Source organism: Bacillus cereus group sp. MYBK108-1 (assembly GCF_051917185.1).
Taxonomy (GTDB): Bacteria; Bacillota; Bacilli; order Bacillales; family Bacillaceae_G; genus Bacillus_A; species Bacillus_A cereus.
Genome location: NZ_JBQAHZ010000007.1, coordinates 115,145 through 138,973, shown reverse-complemented (window position 1 = coordinate 138,973; position 23,829 = coordinate 115,145). Strand labels below are relative to the sequence as shown.

The window sequence follows — 23,829 nt, the reverse complement described above, 5'->3', positions numbered from 1 at the left end:
ATGCAACGTTATTTTGTAGAAGAGAAATATGTAAATGAGACAAGTATTCGCATTGTAGGTGATGACGTACATCATATCGCAAGAGTGATGCGTATGTCAGCTGGTGATCATATTTATTGCTGTGTAAATGGAAAAACAGCAGTATGTTCAATTGATGAAATTACCAGTGAATTTATTAATACGGCTATTGTAGAATGGGTAGAGGCGTCAAGTGAACTTCCTGTTTTCGTGACGATTGCAAGTGGACTGCCAAAAGGAGACAAGCTAGAGTTAATTTTTCAAAAAGGAACTGAGCTTGGGGCAGCTGCATTCTTACCATTTCAAGCATCTCGCTCTATCGTAAAATGGGATGCGAAAAAAGCTGATAAAAAAGTTGAGCGTTTAAGAAAAATTGTGAAAGAAGCTGCGGAACAATCACATAGAAGTGAAATTCCAGAAGTACATGCTCCAGCATCATTTAAGCAATTGCTTTCAATGAGTGGTGAGTATGATGCTTGTCTTGTTGCTTACGAAGAGGAAGCAAAACAAGGCGAGAAATCTAATTTTGCGAAAGCTTTAACGACAATGAAACCAGGTCAAAAGCTATTGATTGTATTTGGCCCAGAAGGCGGTTTAGCTGAGGAAGAGATTACAGCGCTTCGTGAACATAAATTTGTACCATGTAGTTTAGGACCAAGAATTTTAAGAACAGAAACGGCGCCGTTATACGCGTTAAGTGCTGCTTCGTATCATTTTGAATTGATGGGGTGATGATCAATGTCAACTGTTGCGTTCCATACGTTAGGTTGTAAAGTAAACCACTATGAAACAGAAGCCATTTGGCAATTGTTTAAACAAGGTGGTTATGAAAGAACAGAATATGAAAAGAAAGCTGATGTATATGTTATTAACACATGTACAGTAACGAATACTGGGGACAAAAAAAGCCGTCAAGTAATCAGACGTGCTGTGCGTCAAAATCCAGATGCAGTTATTTGTGTAACGGGATGTTATGCACAAACATCTCCAGCTGAAATTATGGCGATCCCGGGTGTGGATATTGTAGTTGGTACACAGGATCGTGAAAAGATGTTAGGTTACATCGAAGAATTCCGTAAAGAGCGTCAACCAATTAATGCTGTCCGCAATATTATGAAAACACGTGTGTACGAAGAACTTGATGTACCTTATTTCACGGATCGTACACGTGCGTCTTTAAAAATACAAGAGGGTTGCAATAACTTCTGTACATTCTGTATCATTCCTTGGGCGCGCGGTTTAATGCGTTCTCGTGATGGAAAAGAAGTTATTAAACAAGCGCAACAATTAGTGGATGCAGGCTATAAAGAAATCGTATTAACGGGTATTCATACAGGTGGATACGGCGAAGACATAAAAGATTATAACTTAGCTGGATTACTTCGTGATATGGAAGCGGAAGTAGGCGGATTAAAACGTCTTCGTATTTCTTCTATTGAAGCGAGTCAAATTTCAGATGAAGTAATTGAAGTGTTAGATAAATCTGAAGTAGTTGTACGCCACTTGCATATTCCGTTGCAATCTGGCTCTAATACTGTATTAAAACGTATGCGTCGTAAATATACGATGGAATTCTTCCAAGAGCGTTTAGATCGTTTGAAAGAAGCGTTACCAGGCCTTGCGATTACATCTGACGTAATCGTTGGTTTCCCAGGTGAAACAGAAGAAGAATTCATGGAAACATACAATTTCATTAAAGAGAACCGCTTCTCTGAGTTACATGTGTTCCCTTACTCAAAACGTACAGGAACACCTGCAGCGCGCATGGAAGATCAAGTTCCTGAAGATGTGAAGAACGATCGTGTTCATCGTTTAATTGAGCTATCTAATCAATTAGCGAAAGAGTACGCATCAGCGTTTGAAGGTGAAGTGCTTGAAATCATTCCGGAAGAGCAATTTAAAGAGGGCGACCGTGAAGGGTTATATGTAGGTTATACAGATAACTACTTGAAAATTGTATTTGAAGGATCAGAAGAATTAATTGGTAAGCTAGTGAAAGTGAAAATTACGAAAGCTGGTTATCCATATAACGAAGCGCAATTTGTTCGTGTTCTTGAAGATGATGTGAAAAAAGAATCAGCTAGCGCATAAAAAGAGCGTGCAACCGGAAACGGTTTGCATGCTTTCTTTATTTGAAGCGGTTAAGTAATAGAAGGTGGGGAGGCGTTTCATGCATCCCTGTATGAAAAAAGATGAAATGATAAAAATATAGTTGTCTTCATCAGTGAAGGATACTAGTTATTTGCATAACTTTTGAAAAGGAAATGCTTCTATTCTTCTTTTATTCTGCCAAATAGTTGACCTGAAGTGATAAAATGTATTATAATCGTAAAAGACATGCTGAAGAAGTGTTTCTTTTTGCATGCTGAAGTTAGTATGTAAGTGTGATGTTTCGGAGGGAGGGAAAGAGAATGTCAAAAACAGTCGTTCGTAAAAACGAGTCTTTGGAGGATGCACTTCGCCGTTTTAAAAGATCGGTTTCTAAAACTGGTACACTTGCTGAAGCAAGAAAGCGCGAGTTTTATGAAAAACCAAGTGTAAAACGTAAGAAGAAATCTGAAGCGGCAAGAAAGCGTAAATTCTAAGAGAGGGTGTAAGTTATGAGTCTTCTCGGTCGTTTAAACGATGATATGAAACAAGCGATGAAGAATAAACAAAAAGAAAAATTAACCGTTATTCGTATGGTTAAGGCTGCTTTACAAAATGAAGGTATTAAACTGCAACATACTCTTACTGAAGAAGAGGAAATAACAGTTTTAGCTCGTGAAGTAAAACAGTATAAGGACTCCCTCCTTGAATTTAAAAAAGCTGGTCGTGAAGACCTTGTTAATAAACTGCAAAGTGAAATTCAGATTTTAAGCGCATATTTGCCAGAGCAATTAACTGAAGAAGAACTAGTTGATGTAATCAAGCAAGTTATTTCTGAAGTTGGTGCGACTTCTAAAGCAGATATGGGTAAAGTGATGACTGCTGTTATGCCGAAAGTAAAAGGTAAAACAGACGGATCACTTGTGAATAAGCTGGTTATCCAGCTATTAGCATAAAAAAACGTCTCATTTCGTATGAGACGTTTTTTTATTGTTCTTATTAAGGAGAAACGCTATATTGCTTAAAAAGCGTTTCTGTAAGTGATAGAAACCCCTCTAGTTAAAGTTTCAATTTATTATTTCCTTATATAATTCCGATTCTACACCTATTCTTACTTCCTTGACTAAAACTTCTTTCGCGAATAAAAGCTAAGTACCGAGCCTTCTGAAACTCAGATTGAAGTTTTATAGCTTGCTCTTCAGCATAATCCTCAAAGGTAACGAAAGAGATTCTAACTATTTTAGATTTTGCATCAGTTGCATAAAATGGCTGGATATTACTGTCGGTAACTTGTTTTATAACATTCAAAATTTCTTGACCAAAGCCGATTTCCTTTCGTATTTCCTCATTTATTAATTCATTTTTTAATGAACCCTAATATTTTTTGAAATTCATATAACAACCATCTATAAAATATTCTTACTTACAACGTAACATTCAGAGTGAAGAAATTTTCTTTTTTTTGATTTTATCCCGCATTAACGGGTAGCCCGATTGGTGAGGATTGATTATAGTTTTACTTTATCTCAGTTGTCCAATAAATGACAACTACTTATTCTATGGTCAGTATGTCACGTCCAGAACGAATTGTAACAGGTTTTTTCAAGTTTCCCACTTCTCGCTAGGCTCAATTTCTTAATGTAACTTGTACTGATATCCTGTAGGGGCGCATATTCTTGTATTAATACTTCTATTATTAAAGGTAACATCCTCTGATCCATCATTGTCCTGACAAATATGATTTCATATAGCGACTGTTTTAATTAACATGATATGAACTCTTGCAGAATATAGTTATGTTAGTGAAGTCGTTATAACACGATAGGCACTTGTGAAGAAATACATATATATGGGATGAGAGGGGGTCTTTCGAGATGAAGAAATTAGAACAAATGAAAAATTGGTTGACAAAACAAGTAGACCTACCAGTGGATGTATTAATGGATCTACCTCGGATTACTCTTGTTGGGCAAATACATATTTATATAGAAAATCATCGGGGGTTATTAGTGTTTTCAGATAAAGAAGTGCGATTGCTTTTAAAACACGGTCAATTATTAATTAAAGGACAATCCTTTGTTATTAAAACGATTCTTCCAGAAGAGCTTTTACTCGAGGGGATAATTGAGCAAGTAACATTTTTAGAAAATGAAAAAAAAGGTGATTGAAGTGAAACTTCCATTTGTGAAGTTTTTCTTCTTTATCCTGTAAAAGTTCCGTTGATAGAGACTGATTACAGTTTTACTCTGTTTTATTTTAGTACGAGCTATTTTAATGCTTCAAATAAAAAGTAGTATATCTACTTTTAGAAAGGTAGTGAAGGTGGTAAATGAAAAATAAATGGTTTATAAAGTGGCTTGGATATGTAAAAGTGCGAATTGAAGGTAGAGGAGCGGAACGGTTTGTTAATGAATGTGTACGGAGGAATTTATTAGTTTGGGATGTTAAAAAGATAGCTGATGAAACGTTAGTTTTTTGTATGTTGTTACGCGATGTGAAAAAAATAAAACCAATTTATAGAAAAAATGAATGTAAATTATATTTTATTGGACGTTATGGTTTTCCTTTTTGGAATAAACGTTTAATTAAAAACAGTGGATTTTTAATTGGTTTTTTAATTTTCTTTTTTGGTGTGATTGCAATGTCAAATATGGTTTGGAAAATTGAAATTACAGGAGCTAAACCTGAAACAGAATATATATTGATGAAAGAATTGGATAAAATGGGTATTAAAAAAGGGAAACTACAATTTCAAATGCCGAATGTAGAAGATGTACAACGCCATTTGACAGATAATATTAATGCCATTACTTGGGCGGGACTAGAAGTAAGGGGAACGACTTATCATTTTAAAATTGTTGAAAAAAACGAACCGAAGAAAGAAAAGGAACAAAGGCCGCAAAATTTAGTAGCAAAAAAAGAAGCGATTATTACAAAAACGTTTGTAGAAGTTGGAAAGCCGGTTGTACTGAAAAATGATCATGTAGAAAAAGGACAGATTCTCGTATCGGGAATATATGGTAATGAGGAAAGTCCGACGATTGTTTCAGCGAAAGGTATTGTATATGGCGAAACGTGGTATACATCTAAGGTGGATGTCCCGTTAAAGACGCAATTCCAAGTGTATACTGGTAATGTATACAATGAACATTTTCTTAAATTCGGGGATACGAAAATAAAAATATGGGGATTTCAGCATGATAAGTATAAACGCTCTCGTACTGAAAGTGTAAAGCATGATGTGAAATTATTTGGTTTTACACTGCCGATTGCATATGAAAAAGATGTTGTGAGAGAAGAGGAAGAAGCGAATCGAGAATATACAGAAAAGCAAGCGCTGAAAGTAGCGAAGGAGATGGCCGAAAAAGAACTAAAGAAAAAATTGGATGAACATGCTATGATTGTAAGTGATAAGATTTTGAGTAAAGAGGTTGAGGCGGATCAACTAAAAGTCACATTGCATTATACTGTGGTTGAAAATATTGCAGAGCCACAACCAATATCCGAATCCGATATTCAAGGAGACTGAGTAATGGCAGAACAATTAGTAGAAATGAACCAACAATTGGAAAATGCTAACGAAGCAATCGCTCTTTTTGGAGTTAATGATGCGCATTTAAAAGTAATTGAACGAGAACTGAATGTATCGATCGTAACTAGAGGAGAAACTGTTCATGTATCTGGGGCAGTTGAAACGGTGGCACTCGTAGAAAAAATCTTACAGCAATTACTTGTTGTAATTCGTAAAAGTATATCAATTTCAGAGAGAGATGTTGCGTATGCGATTCAGCTTGCACAACAAGGGAAAATTGCTCAATTTGAAGAGTTATATGAGGAAGAAATTTTCAAGACTGCAAAAGGTAAATCCATTCGTGTAAAAACAATGGGGCAAAGAAGATATATTCATGCGATGAAGAAGAATGATATTGTCTTTGGGATAGGGCCTGCAGGAACTGGAAAAACATATTTAGCTGTAGTAATGGCTGTGAGGGCTTTAAAACAAGGATATGTAAAGAAAATTATTTTAACAAGACCTGCTGTAGAAGCTGGAGAAAATTTAGGTTTTTTACCAGGGGATTTGAAAGAGAAGGTAGATCCATACTTACGCCCGTTATATGATGCTTTACATGATATTCTTGGACAAGAATATACGCAGCGTATGATGGAGCGAGGAGTAATTGAAATAGCTCCGCTTGCTTATATGAGGGGGCGTACGCTTGATGATTCATTTGTTATTTTAGATGAGGCTCAAAATACAACGGGTGCTCAAATAAAAATGTTTTTAACAAGATTAGGTTTTAGTTCTAAAATGGTTATTACAGGGGACCCTTCACAAGTAGACTTGCCAAAAGGGGTAAAATCAGGGCTATCTATAGCTGCTAATATTTTATCTGGTGTATCAGGTCTGTCATTTATTACATTAGAACAAACGGACGTTGTGAGACATCCATTGGTGCAACGTATTATTGAGGCATATGATAAAATGGAATGATCCTATTTGTCAGGATCATTTCTTTTTGTATGATAAGGTTGGCGAACGTCATATTTTTTACTATCATGAAAGATAAGGAAAATAAACTATTGGTACTAGTGTATAAAATATTGCCTCAAAGTATCGTTTGGTAGAAGAAATGAAAGCTATAAATAGTTTCACTTTATTTCTGGAGAGGAGAAGGTATTGAAATCATGTCAAGATCTCAAGAAATTTCTAAGTGGTTTCGTAATTTACAACATTCGAAAAAACTAAGTTGGATTTCTTACGTTGTGTTAGGAGCAGTGCTGTTTTTTGCGCTTATGAATAATGTAAAACCAGAACAATTAGATGTTAATATGTATTCTATTGCGAAAAAGACAATCCATTCTCCTATAAAAATTGAAGATAAAGTTACAACGGATAAAAAGAAAAAAGAAGCCGCTACAAAAGTTGAAGATCAATATACATATAAAAGTGAGTATAAACAAAACAAAGTTGATATTGTGAATGACGTCTTTGCTAAAGTGGATGAAGTGGTGCAAGAGATTAAAGCTGTTGGACCGGATGATCAAAAAAAGATGACTGATGCTGAGAAAGTGGACAAGTTAAAAAAGAAACTACCCGCTGACTTAACGAAAGAGTTATCTGATTCAAACTTACTGAATTTGATTAATGCAGATCCGAGCCAATTAGTATTAGCGAAAGATGCTGCGGTCACAGCGATTAATAGTATCATGACTGAGCATATTAAAATGGACGAATTGAAAGATGCGAAAGAACGATATGTAAGTGAGATGAATAGTGTTAATGTTGATAATGGTTTAAAAGAATCAATTAAGGCGCTAGGAAGATATGCAATTTCAGCTAACTATTTTTATGACCCAATCTTAACGAAAGAGAAGAGAAAAGCAGAGGAAGATTTAGTTCCACCTGTTTATATTCTTCAAGGACAAGTTCTTGTTAGAGAAGGTGAAACAATTTCAAGTGATGTGTATAATCAGTTGAAATTAGTTGGTTTGTTAGAAAAAGGGAACGGTTTTCAACCTTATGTTGGATTAGCGGTACTCATTGGTGTGTTACTATACTTTATGCATAAACAATTTGAATTATTTTTAAAGAGAAAAAGAGAAGATAGACCGTATGTTTTAGCGTATATTACAATTTTGTCTATCACAATCGTCTTAATGAAAATCATTAGTTTGTTTCAAAAACTTGAATACGCAGGGATTGCATATGTTGTCCCAGTTGCGATGGGAACAATACTTGTAAAACTAATGATTGGTGATCGATTTGTCTTTTTAACGAGTATGATTTTTTCTGTATGCGGAAGTATTATGTTTAATGAAGGAGTAACGAGTACATTAAATTATAGTGTAGGGATTTACGTATTGTTAAGTTCGTTATCGGTTAGTATTTTCTTGCGAGAAAAAAATCGTCGTACAATGATTTTACAAGCTGGTATACTCGTTTCTGTATTAAATGTAGTCGTATTGGCGGCGCTTTTATTATTACGTAATGGGAATTTTTCGCCTCTTGAAATTGGTACACAATTATTAATGGCTTCACTTTCAGGGATTATATCATCCGTTTTGGCTATGGGGATTTTACCATATTTAGAAAGTGGACTTGGAATCGTATCAAGTATGAAGCTTATGGAACTATCAAGTCCAAATCATCCGCTTTTACGCAGAATTTTGTTAGAAGCGCCAGGGACATATCATCATAGTGTAATGGTAGCGAATCTTTCTGAGGCTGCTTGTGAAGCAGTTGGGGCAAATGGTGTATTAGCGCGTGTAGGGGCATATTATCATGATGTAGGAAAAACAGTACAACCGCAATTCTTTATTGAAAACCAAATGGGAATTAAAAACCCGCATGATAAATTAGATCCTGTAACGAGTAAAGATATTATAATTGCTCACGTAACGGATGGAGTAAGAATGCTCGAAGAATATCATATTCCACAAGAAATTATTGATATCGCTGGGCAACATCACGGTACAACGTTACTGAAATATTTTTATTATAAAGCTATTAAAGAAGATAAAGAAAAATATACAGAAGAGATGTTCCGTTATCCAGGTTCAAAAGCAACTTCGAAAGAATCGGCAATTGTTGGTATTGCTGATAGTGTAGAAGCTGCGGTACGTTCTATGAATCACCCAACGCCAGAACAAATTAATAATTTGGTGCAAAGTATTATTAAAGATCGACTGCAAGACGGTCAATTTAGTGAATGTGATTTGACGTTTAAGGAACTACAAATCGTTGGAAAAACGTTGTGTGAAACGTTAAATGGTATTTTCCATTCGCGTATTACATATCCGGAACCTCCGGAAGAAAAGGAGAAAGAATGAGTTTGTTAATTGATTTTATTGATGAAACAGAAGAAGTAAAAGAAGAGTATATGAGTTTAATTCGTGAAGTGTTAGAAAAAGCAGCTCAAATGGAAAATATCGAGGATGGTGCGGAGGTATCGGTGACATTTGTAGATAATGAGCGCATTAGAGAAATTAATCGTGATTACCGAGATAAAGATCAACCTACAGATGTAATATCCTTTGCCATGGAAGAGATGGGAGAAGGAGAAATGGAGATTGTTGGTGCAGAGATGCCGCGCATGTTAGGGGATCTTATTATCTCTATTCCAAGGGCGAAAGAGCAAGCTGAAGAGTACGGACATTCTTTCGATCGTGAACTTGGATTTTTGGCGTTACATGGCTTTTTACATTTACTTGGTTATGATCACATGACAGAAGAAGATGAAAAAGAAATGTTCGGAAGACAAAAAGAAATTTTAGAAGCTTTTGGATTAGGACGATGAAAAAAGGAAAACTTATAGATAGTTTTGGATATGCTATAGCTGGTATATTCTTTTGTTTTCGTCATGAACGAAATATGAAAATCCATTATTTAGCCGCAGTCATTGTTATATGCTGCGGCTTTTATTTCCATATTACGAAAATAGAGTGGATGATATTACTTATTGTAATAGGGAGTGTAATGAGTTTAGAGATGGTAAATACGGCTGTGGAAAAAACGGTAGATTTAGCGACTGCCGATATTCATCCGTTTGCAAAAATTGCAAAGGATGTTGCGGCAGGAGCGGTTTTATTGTTTGCAATTATAGCTGTTATAATTGGTGCTATTATCTTTTTACCGTATATGGTATAGTTGCATTCCGAAGCTTTTATTAAGCTTTGGAAGTGCCGTAAGGGCCTTTAATGAGAGAGTGTATCTCTTCATAGCTGTGAACAGGAAGGATGCGGGAATATGAATAGTAAACAATTAATTCTAGAAGCAATCGAAGCGCGTAAACAAGCGTACGTACCATATTCTAAATTTCAAGTAGGTGCAGCATTATTAACGCGCGATGGAAAAGTGTATCGTGGATGTAATGTTGAGAATGCATCATATGGCTTATGTAATTGTGCTGAAAGAACAGCTTTATTTAAGGCGGTTTCTGAAGGAGATAACGAATTTGTAGCCATTGCGGTTGTAGCAGATACAAAGCGTCCAGTACCTCCTTGTGGAGCATGTCGACAAGTTATGGTAGAATTATGTAAACAGGATACGAAAGTATACTTATCAAACTTACATGGTGACGTTCAAGAGACGACAGTCGGAGAATTGTTACCAGGAGCATTTTTAGCGGAGGATTTACATGAATAGAAAAGGTTATAAATCAGGTTTTGTCTCTATTATTGGCAGACCGAATGTTGGAAAATCTACATTTTTAAACCGTATTATCGGCCAGAAAATTGCTATTATGAGTGATAAGCCACAAACGACTCGTAATAAAATTCAAGGTGTATATACAGAAAATGATGCACAAGTTATTTTCATTGATACACCAGGAATACATAAACCTAAACATAAATTAGGCGACTTCATGGTAAAGATGGCGCAAACGACATTAAAAGAAGTTGATATTGTTCTGTTTATGGTTAATGCAGTTGAAGGATTTGGTCGTGGTGAGGAATTCATCATTGAGAAATTAAAAGAAACGAAACAACCAGTATTTTTAGTCATTAATAAAATTGACCAACTTCATCCAGAGCAATTACTAGAGTTAATTGATCAATATCGTAAACTACATGAATTTGCAGAGATTGTACCAATTTCTGCGTTAGACGGTAATAATGTGGACGCTTTAATTGGAACAATTAAAAAGTATTTACCAGAAGGACCACAATACTATCCAGAGAATCAAGTAACGGATCATCCGGAGAGATTTATTATTGCAGAGCTTATTCGTGAGAAAGTACTACATTTAACACGTGAAGAAGTGCCGCATTCTGTGGCTGTTGTTATCGATGCGATTCAAAAGCGTGAGGGCGGGGCAGTTTATATAAATGCAACGATTGTTGTTGAACGTGCATCACAAAAAGGAATCATCATTGGAAAACAAGGGAAAATGTTAAAAGAAGTTGGTAAGCGAGCTCGTTTTGATATTGAAGCGCTACTTGGTTCTAAAGTATTTTTAGAAGTATGGGTAAAAGTGCAAAAAGATTGGCGTAATAAAATGTCTCAGCTTCGTGACCTAGGTTTCCGCGAGGATGAGTACTAAAATAGAGTAAAGTTGTAATCAGTGGATGGTTGGTTCATCCACTGATTATTGGTTTTTATGAACTTTGATAAATTAGGAAAAATTTTTCTCACATGAAAATGGACAAAATGGGTCAATTTAATAACAACAAAGGAAATTGGTTTATAGGCTACGCTTATTGAGAAAGGTGGATTCTTATGCTAGATTTTACCTGGAAGTTTTTCTCCAAAACAGGAAGCATTGAAACGTACTTGCTTTTGAAAGAAATGGAAAAAGACGTAAACGATGAGATGGATCAACATGAAGAGGAGCTAGCGCATCTAGACTCTCCAATTTCTTGACCCGTTTTGTTCAAACCTTGGATGGTGACGAACATGTTTCAAAAAGTTGAGGGCATCGTTATCCGTACGACAGATTACGGAGAAACGAACAAAATTGTTACAATATTCTCAAGAGAACTTGGTAAGGTAAGTGCAATGGCAAGAGGGGCAAAAAAACCGAAAAGCCGATTAGCATCTGTGTCGCAATTAATGACACATGGCCATTTTCTAATTCAAATGGGATCTGGGCTTGGAACATTGCAACAAGGCGAGATTATTTCAACTATGAAAGAAATTCGCGAGGATATATTTTTAACTGCTTATGCATCATTTATTGTTGAGTTAACTGATAAAGCAACAGAAGATAAAAAACATAATCCGTATTTATTTGAAATGTTATATCAAACGTTGCATTATATGTGTGAGGGTGTTGATCCAGAAGTATTATCATTAATTTATCAAACGAAAATGCTTCCGGTATTAGGGATGCGCCCGTACTTTGATACATGTGCGATTTGTCATCAAGAAACAGACTTTGTCGCCTTCTCCGTAAGGGAAGGCGGTTTTCTGTGCTCACGTCATGCAGAGCAAGACCCATATCGTATACCGGTAGGAGAAGCTGTTCATAAATTATTACGCCTTTTCTTCCATTTCGATTTACATAGGCTCGGAAATGTATCGGTAAAGGATAGCACAAAAAAACAAATGCGTTTAGTATTGAATACATATTATGATGAATATTGCGGAATTTATTTGAAATCAAGACGTTTTTTAGAACAACTTGATAAGTTTCAAATATAATTTTGGGCCGTATACGGTCCTTTTTACATACTTTCTTTTTCGAATAGCATATTTAGTATATAATATTTAAGAGATAGTATAACTTTTTTCGTTGTGCATTAAAGGTGGTGATTATCATAGAGCTGAATAAACGGCAAGAACATATCATTCAGATTGTAAAAGATCACGGTCCTATTACAGGGGAATCAATTGCAGCGCAATTGGGTCTAACACGTGCGACGCTAAGACCAGACTTAGCAATTTTAACGATGGCTGGTTATTTAGAAGCACGTCCACGCGTAGGTTATTTTTATACGGGTAAAACTGGGGGGCAGCTATTATCTGAAGCTGTTAAGAAAATTAAAGTACAAGATTATCAATCTAGACCGGTTGTAATTGATAAAAATGTTTCCGTATACGATGCAATTTGTACGATGTTTTTAGAGGACGTTGGTACATTGTTCGTTGTAGATCAGATGACTCTATTAGTTGGTGTTGTGTCTCGTAAAGATTTATTAAGAGCGAGCTTAGGAAAGCAGGATTTAACCTCTCTTCCGGTTAATATTATCATGACAAGGATGCCAAACATTGCGATGTGTCGTAGAGAGGATTCTTTATATGATATTGCGATGGAATTAATAGAAAGACAGATTGATGCAATGCCAGTTGTAAAAGATACGAAACAAGGTTTAGAAGTGATTGGGCGAATTACAAAAACAAATATTACACGTGCGTTTGTAAATTTAGTAAATAACGAATAAGTGTAATTTGTTTAAAGTGAGGTAATGTAATGGATAATAAAATCGTATATGTCGTATCTGACTCTGTAGGGGAAACGGCTGATTTGGTTGTTCGAGCAGCAATGGGGCAATTCCCGTTTGCTCCTGATATTAGACGTGTACCGTATGTAGAAGATACAGGGACATTAAAAGAAGTGATTTCGATTGCTAAGAGTAATCAAGCACTTATATGTTTTACGTTAGTTAAGCCTGATATGCGCCAGTATTTAGTAACAGAGGCTGCAAAAGAAGGGGTAGAGGCATACGATATTATCGGCCCTCTTATTGATCAAATTGAAGAAATTACGGGGCAAGTGCCGAGATATGAGCCAGGTGTTGTCCGTAGGTTAGATGAAGAATACTTTAAAAAGATTGAAGCGATTGAGTTTGCTGTGAAGTATGATGACGGCAGAGATGCACGAGGTATTTTAAAAGCAGATATCGTGTTGATTGGTGTTTCGCGTACATCAAAAACACCACTTTCCCAATATTTAGCTCATAACAAACGCTTGAAAGTTGCGAATGTACCACTCGTGCCAGAAGTTGACCCACCTGAAGAACTATATCAAGTGGCAAAAGAAAAATGTTTCGGTTTGAAAATTACGCCAGATAAGTTAAATCATATTCGAAAAGAACGATTAAAATCACTTGGATTAAGTGATGGAGCAACATATGCAAATATTAATCGTATTCAAGAAGAAATTGATCACTTTGAGGAAGTAATTAGTAAAATAAATTGCCAAGTAATCGATGTATCGAATAAAGCGATTGAAGAAACAGCAAATATTATTGTGAATGCAGTGCAAAACCAAAAAATGTTTTAGCACATTTACCAAAGGTGAATGTGCTTTTTTCGCTCGTGTGAAATATGATACCTATGGATTTTGTAATAGATTGTAGTGTAATGGTTATACTTATACTCCTTTGTCTTTTAGTATATTCAAGGTGTGAGTTTGTCATCCTGAAATGTAAGATGAAAAAATAAAGGGATATGTAGCGTAGTTGAAGAAAATATATTATAATAAAAAATTGTGATAAAAACCTATATTTTACGTTTAGACTTTAATTTTTCAGAATAAACTAGGGATAGGATTTACGAAAAAGACATGTAATTACGTTAAATCGACAAAATCTATACAAGAAAACGCACATTATGGAAGGATTCACAGAAGGGATGTAGAATACAGAAATATGCAAACCATCAACAACATATTAGTTGGTGTAGATGTATATCCCGTGAAGGCTGAAATTGTGCAAGTTGGAGCGGAATTTCATGTCGGAATTTTGTTTGTCGCATCATATGCTCATCCTTTAAGGAAATAGCAAGGCAATTGGATCATTGTAGATACTGAACAAAATGGAGTTGATTGTTATATGGATCAACATGAAAAAGTTACAGATCTCAAGATCAAACAGTATATGTGGCTTGCTACTCTTCTTGTAAAAAGGTGTATATGTATTGTTTCTAAGAGATACATTTGTAACAGATGAGCAAATGTATACAATTTTATATAGCAAGTATGTATATGCGATTTATGCAGATAAAGGACCTATAGGAAAGGTTCAAAATCGTTTATACAATGTAATCGGCAACACTTTCTAACAAGTTTAGAAAAATATTGTCGAATTATAAAGGAATTTTTTAATTTATATCGAATACAAAATACGACACGGAGATGGAGTTATGGGGAACAGAATTCCCGAAGAAGTTGTTGAACAGATTCGGACATCATCCGATATTGTAGAAGTCATTGGTGAATACGTTCAACTTAGAAAACAGGGGCGTAACTATTTCGGCCTTTGTCCATTTCATGGTGAGAATTCTCCTTCATTCTCTGTTTCATCTGATAAGCAAATTTTTCATTGCTTCGGATGTGGAGAAGGTGGAAATGTATTTTCCTTTCTAATGAAAATGGAAGGACTGGCTTTTACCGAGGCTGTTCAAAAGCTAGGCGAAAGAAATGGAATTGCGGTTGCAGAGTACACATCAGGACAAGGACAACAAGAAGACATATCTGATGACACTGTCATCATGCAACAAGCTCATGAATTGTTGAAAAAGTATTATCATCATTTATTAGTAAATACGGAAGAGGGAAATGAAGCACTTTCATATTTATTAAACCGTGGTATTACGAAAGAGATGATTGAGAAGTTTGAAATTGGTTATGCATCACCTGCTTGGGATGCGGCGACGAAAATTTTACAAAAAAGAGGTTTATCGCTGTCTAGTATGGAACAAGCTGGCCTTCTAATAAGAAGTGAGAAGGATGGTAGTCATTACGATCGCTTCCGTGGAAGAGTTATGTTCCCGATCTATACGTTACAAGGTAAGGTGATAGCGTTTAGTGGAAGGGCGTTAGGGGATGACACTCCGAAATATTTAAATAGCCCTGAAACACCGATTTTTCACAAAAGTAAATTGTTGTATAACTTCCACCAAGCAAGACCGTTTATTAGAAAGCGTGGGCAAGTGGTTCTTTTTGAAGGATATGCCGATGTACTAGCTGCGGTAAAAAGTGGTGTGGAAGAAGCTGTTGCGACAATGGGAACAGCTTTAACTGAAGAACAAGCAAAACTTCTGCGACGTAACGTTGAAACTGTTGTTCTTTGCTATGATGGTGATAAAGCAGGGCGAGAAGCGACGATGAAAGCAGGGCAATTATTGCTAAAAGTTGGTTGCCAAGTGAAAGTCACATCCTTGCCAGATAAGCTTGATCCTGATGAATATGTGCAACAATATGGGACTACCGCTTTTGAAAATCTTGTGAAATCAAGTGTGAGTTTTGTTGGTTTTAAAATAAATTATTTGCGTTTAGGGAAAAATTTGCAAGATGAGTCTGGCAAAGAAGAATATGTGAAAAGTGTTTTAAAAGAGTTATCGTTGTTACAAGATGCGATGCAGGCAGAGTCATATTTGAAGTCATTATCGCAAGAATTTTCGTATTCAATGGAAACACTTTTGAATCAATTGCACCAATATCGCAAAGAACAAAAGGTACAGCAAAAACAAATAAAGCAGGTTGCTAAACCGTCTCAAGTCGTTCAAACAAAACCGAAGTTAACAGGTTTTGAAAGAGCGGAAAGAGAAATTATTTACCATATGTTGCAAAGTGCAGAAGTAGCTGTTCGTATGGAATCCCATATAGAAGATTTTCATACAGAAGAACATAAAGGGATTTTATATGAACTATATGCATATTATGAAAAGGGAAATGAACCTTCAGTCGGAACATTTTTAAGTTGGCTCTCTGATGAAAAGTTGAAAAATATTATCACTGATATTTCGACGGATGAATTTATTAATCCAGAATACACAGAAGAAGTGTTACAAGGCCATTTGGAGACGCTTAGACGGCATCAGGAAAAACTTGAAAAGATGGAGATCATCTTTAAAGTGAAACAAATGGAAAAAACAGATCCTGTAGAGGCTGCTAAATATTATGTAGCATATTTACAAAATCAAAAAGCGAGAAAATAGCTTTTTTGATAAAGTTTTAGTATAATGAATGTTTGTATCTCGCGTAAGGAGGGGAACAGATGGCTGACAAACCAGCTCGTTCTAAACAAATTGAAACTGAAATGACCCTTGAGCAAGTGAAAGAACAACTCACTGAGCTCGGAAAAAAACGTGGCGTTCTTACATATGAAGAGATTGCAGAACGCATGAATGGATTTGAAATTGAATCCGATCAAATGGATGAATACTATGAATATTTAGGTGAACAAGGCATTGACTTAGTTGGTGATAATGACAACGAAGAAGGCCCTAATAATCGCCAAATTTCAAAAACAGAAGAAGAGTTTGACCTCAATGATTTAAGTGTACCACCAGGGGTTAAAATCAACGATCCTGTTCGTATGTATTTAAAAGAAATTGGTCGTGTAGACTTACTATCTGCAGAAGAAGAAATTCGACTTGCAACGCGTATTGAAGAAGGCGATGAAGAAGCGAAACGTCGTCTTGCAGAAGCAAACTTACGTCTTGTAGTAAGTATTGCAAAGCGCTATGTAGGCCGTGGTATGCTTTTCTTAGACTTAATTCAAGAAGGTAATATGGGTCTAATTAAAGCTGTTGAAAAGTTCGATTATCGTAAAGGTTTCAAATTTAGTACGTATGCAACTTGGTGGATTCGCCAAGCTATTACACGTGCCATTGCAGACCAAGCGCGAACAATTCGTATTCCAGTCCATATGGTTGAAACGATTAACAAGTTAATTCGTGTACAACGCCAATTATTACAAGATTTAGGTCGTGAACCGTCTCCTGAAGAGATTGGTGAAGAAATGGATCTTGCTCCAGAAAAAGTACGTGAAATCTTAAAAATTGCACAGGAGCCAGTTTCTCTTGAAACACCAATTGGTGAAGAAGATGACTCCCATTTAGGTGACTTTATTGAAGACCAAGAAGCAACATCGCCTGCGGACCATGCAGCCTATGAATTGCTAAAAGAACAATTAGAAGATGTGTTAGATACGCTAACAGATCGTGAAGAAAATGTTCTACGTCTTCGTTTCGGTTTAGATGATGGACGAACTCGTACGCTTGAAGAAGTTGGGAAAGTATTTGGCGTAACGAGAGAGCGTATCCGTCAAATTGAAGCAAAAGCACTTCGCAAATTAAGACATCCAAGCCGTAGTAAGCGTCTTAAGGATTTCTTAGAATAGGTTATTTTTTAAGTTTACTTCACCATTGTGAAGTAAACTTTTTTATTTTGTTAATTTTTGTTAAAATTTAGCTATCGGCAACGATTACAATTTCTTGTAATTTATTTTACAGAATTGTCTTTTGATTTGCAAATGCTCATTTTTCGATTTTTCGATTAATTTTGTTTATTCTATACAAAAATATATGTAGAAAAGCGAAAAATATGATGAGAAACGTTAATAATTATCGAAATAATAAGCGATATGACAATAAAAAACAATAAACTGAATTTATGGAATATTTTTAATAAGTGGTAGTTTACTCTTTTCTGATAGAGCGTTTTCAAGTACAATGGAAATGACTGAATCATCTAACTATTTAGGGGTATAGAGGGGGGAGAAGAGATATGAAACGTAATCCGCTGATTCCGTTCGCTCTTATTGCAGCATTGGGTATTATCGTTATGTTTGTATTTTCATTTCAGGGGCTAAATAAATCTAAAGAGTTAGCTGATGCAAAAAATGGCGGGAAGCCAGCACAAACGGCATCAAAACCAGAAGATATTGTGAAGCAAAGCTGTACGAGCTGCCATGGTGATCAGTTACAAGGGGCAGTTGGACCTAACTTGCAAAAAATTGGTGGGAAACTTTCAAAGGATGAAATTAAAGAAATTCTTTCGAAAGGAAAAGGCAATATGCCTGCCAATATAGTTCCAGCTGATCAAGCCGCTAAAGTAGCTGATTGGTTATCGAAGAAAAAATAAAGTTCCGTATGACAAGCCTTTTGCTTATGCAAAGGGCTTGTTTTTCTATATTTTCTAAAATACGATGAATGATAGAGCAGTGAATTGTTGTTATGGGCTTGCAACAACTACTATAAATTCATTATCATGGAGACAGACTGACAAGAGAAGGAGTAATGGAAATACATGAATGAAGTAAAGCTTTCAAAACGATTAGAAGAAGTTGTACGTGAAATACCAGTAGGATCTACAGTCGCTGATATTGGATCGGATCATGCGTATTTACCGTGTTATACAATTATAAATAATATTGCTACAAAAGCAGTTGCAGGAGAGGTCGTAGATGGACCATTTCGCTCTGCGCAAGCAACTGTAGCTGAAAGTGGTTTACAAGATAAAGTAGATGTGCGTAAAGGGAATGGATTAGCTGTTATCGCACCAGGAGAAGTAGATGTAATTACAGTTGCCGGAATGGGCGGAGCGTTAATTCGTGACATTTTAGAAAGTGGTAAAGAAAAATTAGAAGGTGTAACACGTTTAATTTTACAGCCTAATATTGCAGCGCATCATATTCGTGAATGGTTTATTGAGAATGGTTGGGAGCTTATCCATGAAAAAATCGTAAAAGAAGATGGGAAAATTTACGAAATTTTAGTAGGGGAGCGAGGAAATGTTGCAGCGCCTTACTCTGAAAATAAACAAGCTGAATTGTTTATGGGACCATTTTTAATAACAGAAAAAAGTGAAGCCTTCGTTGAAAAATGGGAAGGAGAATTAAAAAGCTTCCAAAATATTTTAAAACAGTTAGAACGTGCAGCTGATTCTGAAGAAACAAAAGCGAAGCGTGGGGAAGTAGAAGCGAAAATGAAAATGATAGGGGAGGTTTTATCATGAGTAAAATTCCAAATGGCCATGAAATTATTTCTTTATTTGAAAGTATGTATCCGAAGCATTTGGCGATGGAAGGAGATAAGATTGGCCTGCAGATTGGAGCGCTTAATAAACCCGTGCGGCACGTATTGATTGCGTTAGATGTAACGGAAGAAGTTGTGGATGAAGCAATTCAATTAGGGGCAAATGTCATTATTGCTCATCATCCTTTAATTTTTAACCCGTTAAAAGCGATTCATACAGATAAGGCGTATGGGAAAATTATTGAAAAGTGTATTAAAAATGATATTGCAATCTATGCAGCGCATACAAATGTGGATGTTGCTAAGGGCGGGGTAAATGATTTACTTGCTGAGGCGTTAGGATTGCAAAATACAGAAGTTTTGGCACCGACATATGCAGAAGAAATGAAAAAAGTTGTTGTGTTTGTGCCAGTCACTCATGCAGAAGAAGTAAGGAATGCATTAGGAGACGCAGGTGCTGGTCATATCGGCAATTATAGCCACTGTACGTTTAGTAGCGAGGGTACAGGCACATTTGTACCTCAAGAGGGGACAAATCCTTATATCGGGGAAACTGGACAGTTAGAACGTGTAGAAGAAGTGCGAATCGAAACGATTATTCCAGCTTCATTACAGCGGAAAGTGATTAAAGCAATGGTAACGGCGCACCCTTATGAAGAAGTAGCATACGATGTGTATCCGCTTGATAATAAAGGTGAAACGTTAGGACTGGGAAAAATAGGATACTTACAAGAAGAAATGACGCTTGGTCAATTTGCAGAACATGTGAAACAATCATTAGACGTGAAGGGCGCAAGAGTTGTCGGTAAGTTAGACGATAAAGTGCGTAAAGTAGCTGTACTTGGTGGAGATGGTAATAAATATATAAACCAAGCGAAATTTAAAGGAGCAGATGTATATGTAACTGGTGACATGTACTATCATGTTGCTCATGATGCGATGATGCTCGGTTTAAATATAGTTGACCCAGGACATAATGTTGAAAAAGTAATGAAACAAGGTGTACAAAAGCAATTACAAGAAAAAGTGGATGCAAAGAAACTCAATGTACACATTCATGCTTCGCAGTTACATACAGATCCATTTATATTTGTATAAGAAAAATAAAAACCGTTGCTCATGCAAGCAACGGTTTTTATTATTGTTCTTTTTTCACTTTCACGCGAGGTAATATTTTTTGTAACGGTACTTTTCGAACTCTTTCCCATGTAGCGGGATTCATTGGGTTATATTGCTCTAAGAAAGCGATAACTTCTTTCGTAATTGGCGTTGGAGTAGAAGCACCTGCTGTAACAGCTACGTTTTCTACACCTTGTAGCCACTCTAATTGAATTTCGCTTACATCAGCAACTCGATATGCTTTTGTACCCGCGATTTCTTGTGATACTTGTGCTAAGCGATTTGAATTGTTACTTTTCGGATCACCAACAACAATTGTTAAGTCTGCAACATCAGCTTGTTTAGCGACAGCTTCTTGGCGAACTTGAGTTGCTAAACAAATTTCTTTATGGAATTCTGCTGTTGGGAATTTTTTTTGAATGTCCTCCATTAAATGTTGAACATCCCATTGACTCATCGTTGTTTGATTTGTTACTAAAATTTTATCTGTTGGGATTTCTAATGTTTTTAAATCATCGGCTCTTTCGATAAGGTGAACGATGTCAGGTGCAATACCAACTGCGCCTTCTGGCTCTGGATGATTTTTTTTACCGATATAAATGACATGATACCCTTCCGCTTTCTTAGCTTCGATAAGGTCATGCGTCTTGGTAACATCTGGGCAAGTAGCATCGATTGTTGTTAAACCTTTTTCTTTTGCGCGTTGTTTAACTTCTGGAGAAACACCGTGTGCAGTGAAAATAACAGTACCAGAATCAATTTTATCTAAAATTTCTAAGCGACTTGGACCGTCTAATGTGATGATTCCATCTTCTTCAAAAGCGTCTGTAACATGTTTATTGTGAACAATCATACCTAAAATATAAATGGGTCTCGGCAATGATTTATCTAATGCGGCGTTACGTGCAATTACCATTGCATCGACAACACCGTAGCAATAACCACGAGGGGAAATTTTAACAATTTTCATATGAGTAATCCTCTCCTTCTAAACAAGGGATACTTTTGTGCATAGTCTTTTACATTATAAAGGAGGAGTGGATAGAAAACAAAGGATTGTTACACATATAGTTTTGGTTTTGTTGCTGTTTGTTGAACTGGTTCTTTCGGTAACTCTTTTTCTATTACAGGTTCAATCACTATTTTCTTTCGTTTTCGTTTCTTTTTTTGAGGTGCAGGAGGCGGACTTTCTACTTCAACTGGCTCTGTTACATTTTCCGTTTGATTTTCTTCCGTGCTTTTTCCAGAGGTGAGGATTTTAACAATGCTTGGTAGACTACGCATAATAGGACCGTACTGTTCGACGACAGGACCTACAGATTGAACGACTTGGGATACTTTTTCGATGTTATTTATCATATTAGTTGGATTTGAAATTAAGTTCGAAAAAAAACTGCCGATGCCACTGCTTGCTGTTGCCGCAGCTGTAGTTGTGCCCCCGCGCGTTTCAGTTGATTCATACATTTGAGGCGGTATCATTTGCTCAGGATATTGCTGCATGTATGGTTGATATTGTGGATGTTGCTGCGGATATTGTTGTTGGTATTGCTGCGGATATTGCTGTTGATATTGGGGCGGTGGTGGTTGCTGATGCATCATCGGTTGCCCTTCCATTTGTCGGTAAGGTGGAACCATTTGCATAAAAGGCTCGGTTGGATCGTGTTTTTTAAAAAGCTTAGCAAGAAAACCTTTCTTTTTTTGTGCCATTGGTGGTAGTTGTGGAATTGGATATGGTGTATAAGGTTGCTGCCCTGGATTCGGATACATTTGCCTTGTAGGGGATTTCGGAAACATGTGAGAAATCCTCCTTTCTTCAGTTAGGTATATACACATACAATATGCAATAAAAGGGAAGAAGGTTAGTTTTTGAAGTGAAAACCTAAACTAAAGATGGATTTTACTTGTAGATTTCGATATAATGTAGACTTGACTGATTTGTGCGCGCAGTAGAAATTTTAGAAAGAAGGTGTAACTTATGACACAACAAACTTTTACACAGTATGATTTTAAACCATTTTTAATAGATGCAGTTCGTGAACTACGCTTTACAGAGCCGACAGGAATTCAGCAGAAAATTTTCCCGGTCGTGAAAAAAGGTGTAAGTGTAATTGGACAATCCCAAACAGGTTCTGGGAAAACACATGCATACTTACTTCCTACATTAAACAGAATTAATGCAAGTCGTGAAGAAGTACAACTTGTTATTACAGCGCCTACTCGTGAGTTAGCACAACAAATTTACGAAGAAATCGTGAAATTAACAAAGTTTTGTGCGGAAGACCAAATGATTACAGCACGTTGTTTAATTGGTGGAACTGATAAACAACGTTCAATTGAGAAATTGAAAAAACAACCTCATATCGTAGTTGGGACACCAGGACGTATTAAAGACTTAGTTGAAGAACAAGCATTATTTGTTCATAAAGCAAATACGATTATTGTCGATGAAGCAGACTTAATGCTTGATATGGGATTCATTCATGATGTAGACAAAATTGCAGCACGCATGCCTAAAAACTTGCAAATGTTAGTTTTCTCTGCAACAATTCCTCAAAAACTAAAACCGTTTCTGAAGAAATATATGGAGAATCCAGAGCATATTCATATCAATCCAAAACAAGTTGCAGCTGGAAACATTGAACACTATTTAGTGCCTTCTAAACATCGTAATAAAATTGATTTAGTGCATAAAATGCTACTTCAATTTAAACCGTATTTAGCAGTTGTTTTCACGAATACGAAAAAGATGGCAGACCAAGTTGCTGATGGATTAATGGAACGTGGCTTAAAAGTTGGACGAATTCACGGGGATTTATCACCACGTGATCGTAAAAAAATGATGAAACAAATTCGTGACCTTGAATTCCAATATATTGTTGCGACTGATTTAGCAGCACGTGGTATTGATATTGAAGGGATTAGCCATGTTATTAACTATGAGTTACCATCAGATTTAGATTTCTTCGTTCACCGCGTTGGAAGAACAGCACGTGCGGGGCATTCTGGTATTGCAGTGACGATTTATGATCCAGCAAACGAAGAAGCGTTAGATAGCTTAGAAAAACAACGTCATATCGAGTTTAAACATGTAGATTTACGTGGAGATGAGTGGGCAGATTTAGGTGAGCGTCGTCGTCGTAAGAGCCGTAAAAAACCAAATGACGAACTTGATGTTATGGCAACGAAAGTTATTAAAAAACCGAAAAAAGTAAAACCAAACTATAAACGTAAACTTGCAACAGAACGTGACAAAGTGAAGAGAAAATATAGCAATAAAAAAAGATAAGGGGTTTCCCTTATCTTTTTTTAATCCCGCTAATTTAAATGAAGAGTATAGTCTGTCTAAATAGTCATATGAATTTGTGTAGTGCGTCTTTTGTGAACAAACAATTCACTAC

Annotated in this window: 25 protein-coding genes; 23 read left to right on the top strand and 2 right to left on the bottom strand. The window is 36.2% G+C overall.

Translation table 11 applies throughout. The features are described from left to right. The 22 genes from ACTFSL_RS13000 (at window position 1) to ACTFSL_RS12895 (ending at window position 20,410) form a co-directional block, all read left to right on the top strand. A complete protein-coding gene (locus ACTFSL_RS13000) occupies window positions 1-750 on the top strand; it encodes a 16S rRNA (uracil(1498)-N(3))-methyltransferase (protein ID WP_001190154.1) in 750 nt (249 codons plus the stop codon). Window positions 751-756: 6 nt separating this feature from the next. Further along, a complete protein-coding gene (gene mtaB, locus ACTFSL_RS12995) occupies window positions 757-2,109 on the top strand; it encodes a tRNA (N(6)-L-threonylcarbamoyladenosine(37)-C(2))-methylthiotransferase MtaB (RefSeq protein ID WP_000108680.1) in 1,353 nt (450 codons plus the stop codon). Between the two features lie 320 nt (window positions 2,110-2,429). After that, window positions 2,430-2,603, top strand: coding sequence for a 30S ribosomal protein S21 (gene rpsU / locus ACTFSL_RS12990; protein WP_000048061.1), 174 nt, complete (start codon window positions 2,430-2,432; stop codon window positions 2,601-2,603). 15 nt (window positions 2,604-2,618) lie between these two features. Beyond that, window positions 2,619-3,062 (top strand): GatB/YqeY domain-containing protein, encoded by a 444-nt coding sequence (locus ACTFSL_RS12985; RefSeq protein ID WP_000054562.1) that lies wholly within the window; start codon window positions 2,619-2,621, stop codon window positions 3,060-3,062. Window positions 3,063-3,980: 918 nt separating this feature from the next. Continuing rightward, complete coding sequence (gene yqfC, locus ACTFSL_RS12980) at window positions 3,981-4,274, top strand: sporulation protein YqfC (protein WP_000732269.1); 294 nt, start codon at window positions 3,981-3,983, stop codon at window positions 4,272-4,274. Between the two features lie 161 nt (window positions 4,275-4,435). Beyond that, a complete protein-coding gene (gene yqfD, locus ACTFSL_RS12975; protein ID WP_000792498.1) occupies window positions 4,436-5,635 on the top strand; it encodes a sporulation protein YqfD in 1,200 nt (399 codons plus the stop codon). A 3-nt stretch (window positions 5,636-5,638) separates the two neighbouring features. Continuing rightward, window positions 5,639-6,598 (top strand): PhoH family protein, encoded by a 960-nt coding sequence (locus ACTFSL_RS12970; protein ID WP_000840501.1) that lies wholly within the window; start codon window positions 5,639-5,641, stop codon window positions 6,596-6,598. Between the two features lie 194 nt (window positions 6,599-6,792). Next, on the top strand, window positions 6,793-8,937 hold the full coding sequence (locus ACTFSL_RS12965) for an HD family phosphohydrolase (RefSeq protein ID WP_000091510.1): 2,145 nt from the start codon (window positions 6,793-6,795) through the stop codon (window positions 8,935-8,937). Then, window positions 8,934-9,404 (top strand): rRNA maturation RNase YbeY, encoded by a 471-nt coding sequence (ybeY, locus tag ACTFSL_RS12960; RefSeq protein WP_000054684.1) that lies wholly within the window; start codon window positions 8,934-8,936, stop codon window positions 9,402-9,404. The genes ACTFSL_RS12965 and ybeY overlap by 4 nt, the downstream gene beginning before the upstream one ends. Beyond that, window positions 9,401-9,754 carry a diacylglycerol kinase family protein gene (locus tag ACTFSL_RS12955; protein ID WP_000715464.1) on the top strand — a complete coding sequence of 118 codons (354 nt, stop codon included), beginning with the start codon at window positions 9,401-9,403 and terminating at the stop codon, window positions 9,752-9,754. The genes ybeY and ACTFSL_RS12955 overlap by 4 nt, the downstream gene beginning before the upstream one ends. A gap of 99 nt (window positions 9,755-9,853) precedes the next feature. Continuing rightward, window positions 9,854-10,252 carry a cytidine deaminase gene (locus tag ACTFSL_RS12950; protein ID WP_001086283.1) on the top strand — a complete coding sequence of 133 codons (399 nt, stop codon included), beginning with the start codon at window positions 9,854-9,856 and terminating at the stop codon, window positions 10,250-10,252. Beyond that, the gene (gene era / locus ACTFSL_RS12945) at window positions 10,245-11,150 is read left to right on the top strand and encodes a GTPase Era (RefSeq protein ID WP_001080230.1); all 906 of its coding nucleotides are present in this window, start codon (window positions 10,245-10,247) and stop codon (window positions 11,148-11,150) included. The genes ACTFSL_RS12950 and era overlap by 8 nt, the downstream gene beginning before the upstream one ends. Window positions 11,151-11,326: 176 nt before the next feature. Beyond that, window positions 11,327-11,470 carry a YqzL family protein gene (locus ACTFSL_RS12940; protein ID WP_000883924.1) on the top strand — a complete coding sequence of 48 codons (144 nt, stop codon included), beginning with the start codon at window positions 11,327-11,329 and terminating at the stop codon, window positions 11,468-11,470. A 33-nt stretch (window positions 11,471-11,503) separates the two neighbouring features. Next, window positions 11,504-12,250, top strand: a complete 747-nt coding sequence (recO, locus tag ACTFSL_RS12935; protein ID WP_000487009.1) for a DNA repair protein RecO — start codon at window positions 11,504-11,506, stop codon at window positions 12,248-12,250. Between the two features lie 107 nt (window positions 12,251-12,357). Continuing rightward, window positions 12,358-12,990, top strand: coding sequence for a helix-turn-helix transcriptional regulator (locus ACTFSL_RS12930; RefSeq protein ID WP_000583756.1), 633 nt, complete (start codon window positions 12,358-12,360; stop codon window positions 12,988-12,990). A 29-nt stretch (window positions 12,991-13,019) separates the two neighbouring features. Further along, a complete protein-coding gene (locus ACTFSL_RS12925) occupies window positions 13,020-13,832 on the top strand; it encodes a pyruvate, water dikinase regulatory protein (RefSeq protein ID WP_000368944.1) in 813 nt (270 codons plus the stop codon). 635 nt (window positions 13,833-14,467) lie between these two features. Next, entirely contained in the window at window positions 14,468-14,611 is a 144-nt protein-coding gene (locus tag ACTFSL_RS12920; protein WP_000479733.1) for a hypothetical protein, read from the top strand. Window positions 14,612-14,692: 81 nt separating this feature from the next. Further along, window positions 14,693-16,489 carry a DNA primase gene (gene dnaG / locus ACTFSL_RS12915; RefSeq protein WP_000528221.1) on the top strand — a complete coding sequence of 599 codons (1,797 nt, stop codon included), beginning with the start codon at window positions 14,693-14,695 and terminating at the stop codon, window positions 16,487-16,489. Window positions 16,490-16,548: 59 nt separating this feature from the next. Beyond that, window positions 16,549-17,676, top strand: coding sequence for an RNA polymerase sigma factor RpoD (gene rpoD / locus ACTFSL_RS12910; protein ID WP_000764065.1), 1,128 nt, complete (start codon window positions 16,549-16,551; stop codon window positions 17,674-17,676). A gap of 386 nt (window positions 17,677-18,062) precedes the next feature. Beyond that, window positions 18,063-18,419, top strand: a complete 357-nt coding sequence (cccA, locus tag ACTFSL_RS12905) for a cytochrome c550 (RefSeq protein ID WP_000828141.1) — start codon at window positions 18,063-18,065, stop codon at window positions 18,417-18,419. Between the two features lie 165 nt (window positions 18,420-18,584). Further along, window positions 18,585-19,292 (top strand): tRNA (adenine(22)-N(1))-methyltransferase, encoded by a 708-nt coding sequence (locus ACTFSL_RS12900; protein ID WP_440041818.1) that lies wholly within the window; start codon window positions 18,585-18,587, stop codon window positions 19,290-19,292. Further along, window positions 19,289-20,410 (top strand): Nif3-like dinuclear metal center hexameric protein, encoded by a 1,122-nt coding sequence (locus ACTFSL_RS12895; protein WP_000036243.1) that lies wholly within the window; start codon window positions 19,289-19,291, stop codon window positions 20,408-20,410. The genes ACTFSL_RS12900 and ACTFSL_RS12895 overlap by 4 nt, the downstream gene beginning before the upstream one ends. Before the next feature lie 40 nt (window positions 20,411-20,450). Here ACTFSL_RS12895 and ACTFSL_RS12890 read toward each other — a convergent pair whose 3' ends face one another. Continuing rightward, entirely contained in the window at window positions 20,451-21,401 is a 951-nt protein-coding gene (locus ACTFSL_RS12890; RefSeq protein ID WP_000706662.1) for a 4-hydroxy-3-methylbut-2-enyl diphosphate reductase, read from the bottom strand. Window positions 21,402-21,490: 89 nt separating this feature from the next. Beyond that, on the bottom strand, window positions 21,491-22,225 hold the full coding sequence (locus ACTFSL_RS12885) for a YqfQ family protein (protein WP_000484167.1): 735 nt from the start codon (window positions 22,223-22,225) through the stop codon (window positions 21,491-21,493). Window positions 22,226-22,406: 181 nt separating this feature from the next. Here ACTFSL_RS12885 and ACTFSL_RS12880 point away from each other — a divergent pair, with 181 nt between their 5' ends. Beyond that, entirely contained in the window at window positions 22,407-23,717 is a 1,311-nt protein-coding gene (locus tag ACTFSL_RS12880; protein ID WP_000194017.1) for a DEAD/DEAH box helicase, read from the top strand. The last annotated feature ends 112 nt before the right edge of the window (window positions 23,718-23,829 follow it).

Coding starts and splice junctions, on each gene's coding strand:
- ACTFSL_RS13000 (WP_001190154.1), top strand. CDS start 1: ATGCAACGTTATTTTGTAGAAGAGAAATATGTAAATGAGACAAGTATT.
- mtaB (WP_000108680.1), top strand. CDS start 757: ATGTCAACTGTTGCGTTCCATACGTTAGGTTGTAAAGTAAACCACTAT.
- rpsU (WP_000048061.1), top strand. CDS start 2,430: ATGTCAAAAACAGTCGTTCGTAAAAACGAGTCTTTGGAGGATGCACTT.
- ACTFSL_RS12985 (WP_000054562.1), top strand. CDS start 2,619: ATGAGTCTTCTCGGTCGTTTAAACGATGATATGAAACAAGCGATGAAG.
- yqfC (WP_000732269.1), top strand. CDS start 3,981: ATGAAGAAATTAGAACAAATGAAAAATTGGTTGACAAAACAAGTAGAC.
- yqfD (WP_000792498.1), top strand. CDS start 4,436: ATGAAAAATAAATGGTTTATAAAGTGGCTTGGATATGTAAAAGTGCGA.
- ACTFSL_RS12970 (WP_000840501.1), top strand. CDS start 5,639: ATGGCAGAACAATTAGTAGAAATGAACCAACAATTGGAAAATGCTAAC.
- ACTFSL_RS12965 (WP_000091510.1), top strand. CDS start 6,793: ATGTCAAGATCTCAAGAAATTTCTAAGTGGTTTCGTAATTTACAACAT.
- ybeY (WP_000054684.1), top strand. CDS start 8,934: ATGAGTTTGTTAATTGATTTTATTGATGAAACAGAAGAAGTAAAAGAA.
- ACTFSL_RS12955 (WP_000715464.1), top strand. CDS start 9,401: ATGAAAAAAGGAAAACTTATAGATAGTTTTGGATATGCTATAGCTGGT.
- ACTFSL_RS12950 (WP_001086283.1), top strand. CDS start 9,854: ATGAATAGTAAACAATTAATTCTAGAAGCAATCGAAGCGCGTAAACAA.
- era (WP_001080230.1), top strand. CDS start 10,245: ATGAATAGAAAAGGTTATAAATCAGGTTTTGTCTCTATTATTGGCAGA.
- ACTFSL_RS12940 (WP_000883924.1), top strand. CDS start 11,327: ATGCTAGATTTTACCTGGAAGTTTTTCTCCAAAACAGGAAGCATTGAA.
- recO (WP_000487009.1), top strand. CDS start 11,504: ATGTTTCAAAAAGTTGAGGGCATCGTTATCCGTACGACAGATTACGGA.
- ACTFSL_RS12925 (WP_000368944.1), top strand. CDS start 13,020: ATGGATAATAAAATCGTATATGTCGTATCTGACTCTGTAGGGGAAACG.
- dnaG (WP_000528221.1), top strand. CDS start 14,693: ATGGGGAACAGAATTCCCGAAGAAGTTGTTGAACAGATTCGGACATCA.
- rpoD (WP_000764065.1), top strand. CDS start 16,549: ATGGCTGACAAACCAGCTCGTTCTAAACAAATTGAAACTGAAATGACC.
- cccA (WP_000828141.1), top strand. CDS start 18,063: ATGAAACGTAATCCGCTGATTCCGTTCGCTCTTATTGCAGCATTGGGT.
- ACTFSL_RS12900 (WP_440041818.1), top strand. CDS start 18,585: ATGAATGAAGTAAAGCTTTCAAAACGATTAGAAGAAGTTGTACGTGAA.
- ACTFSL_RS12895 (WP_000036243.1), top strand. CDS start 19,289: ATGAGTAAAATTCCAAATGGCCATGAAATTATTTCTTTATTTGAAAGT.
- ACTFSL_RS12890 (WP_000706662.1), bottom strand. CDS start 21,401: ATGAAAATTGTTAAAATTTCCCCTCGTGGTTATTGCTACGGTGTTGTC.
- ACTFSL_RS12885 (WP_000484167.1), bottom strand. CDS start 22,225: ATGTTTCCGAAATCCCCTACAAGGCAAATGTATCCGAATCCAGGGCAG.
- ACTFSL_RS12880 (WP_000194017.1), top strand. CDS start 22,407: ATGACACAACAAACTTTTACACAGTATGATTTTAAACCATTTTTAATA.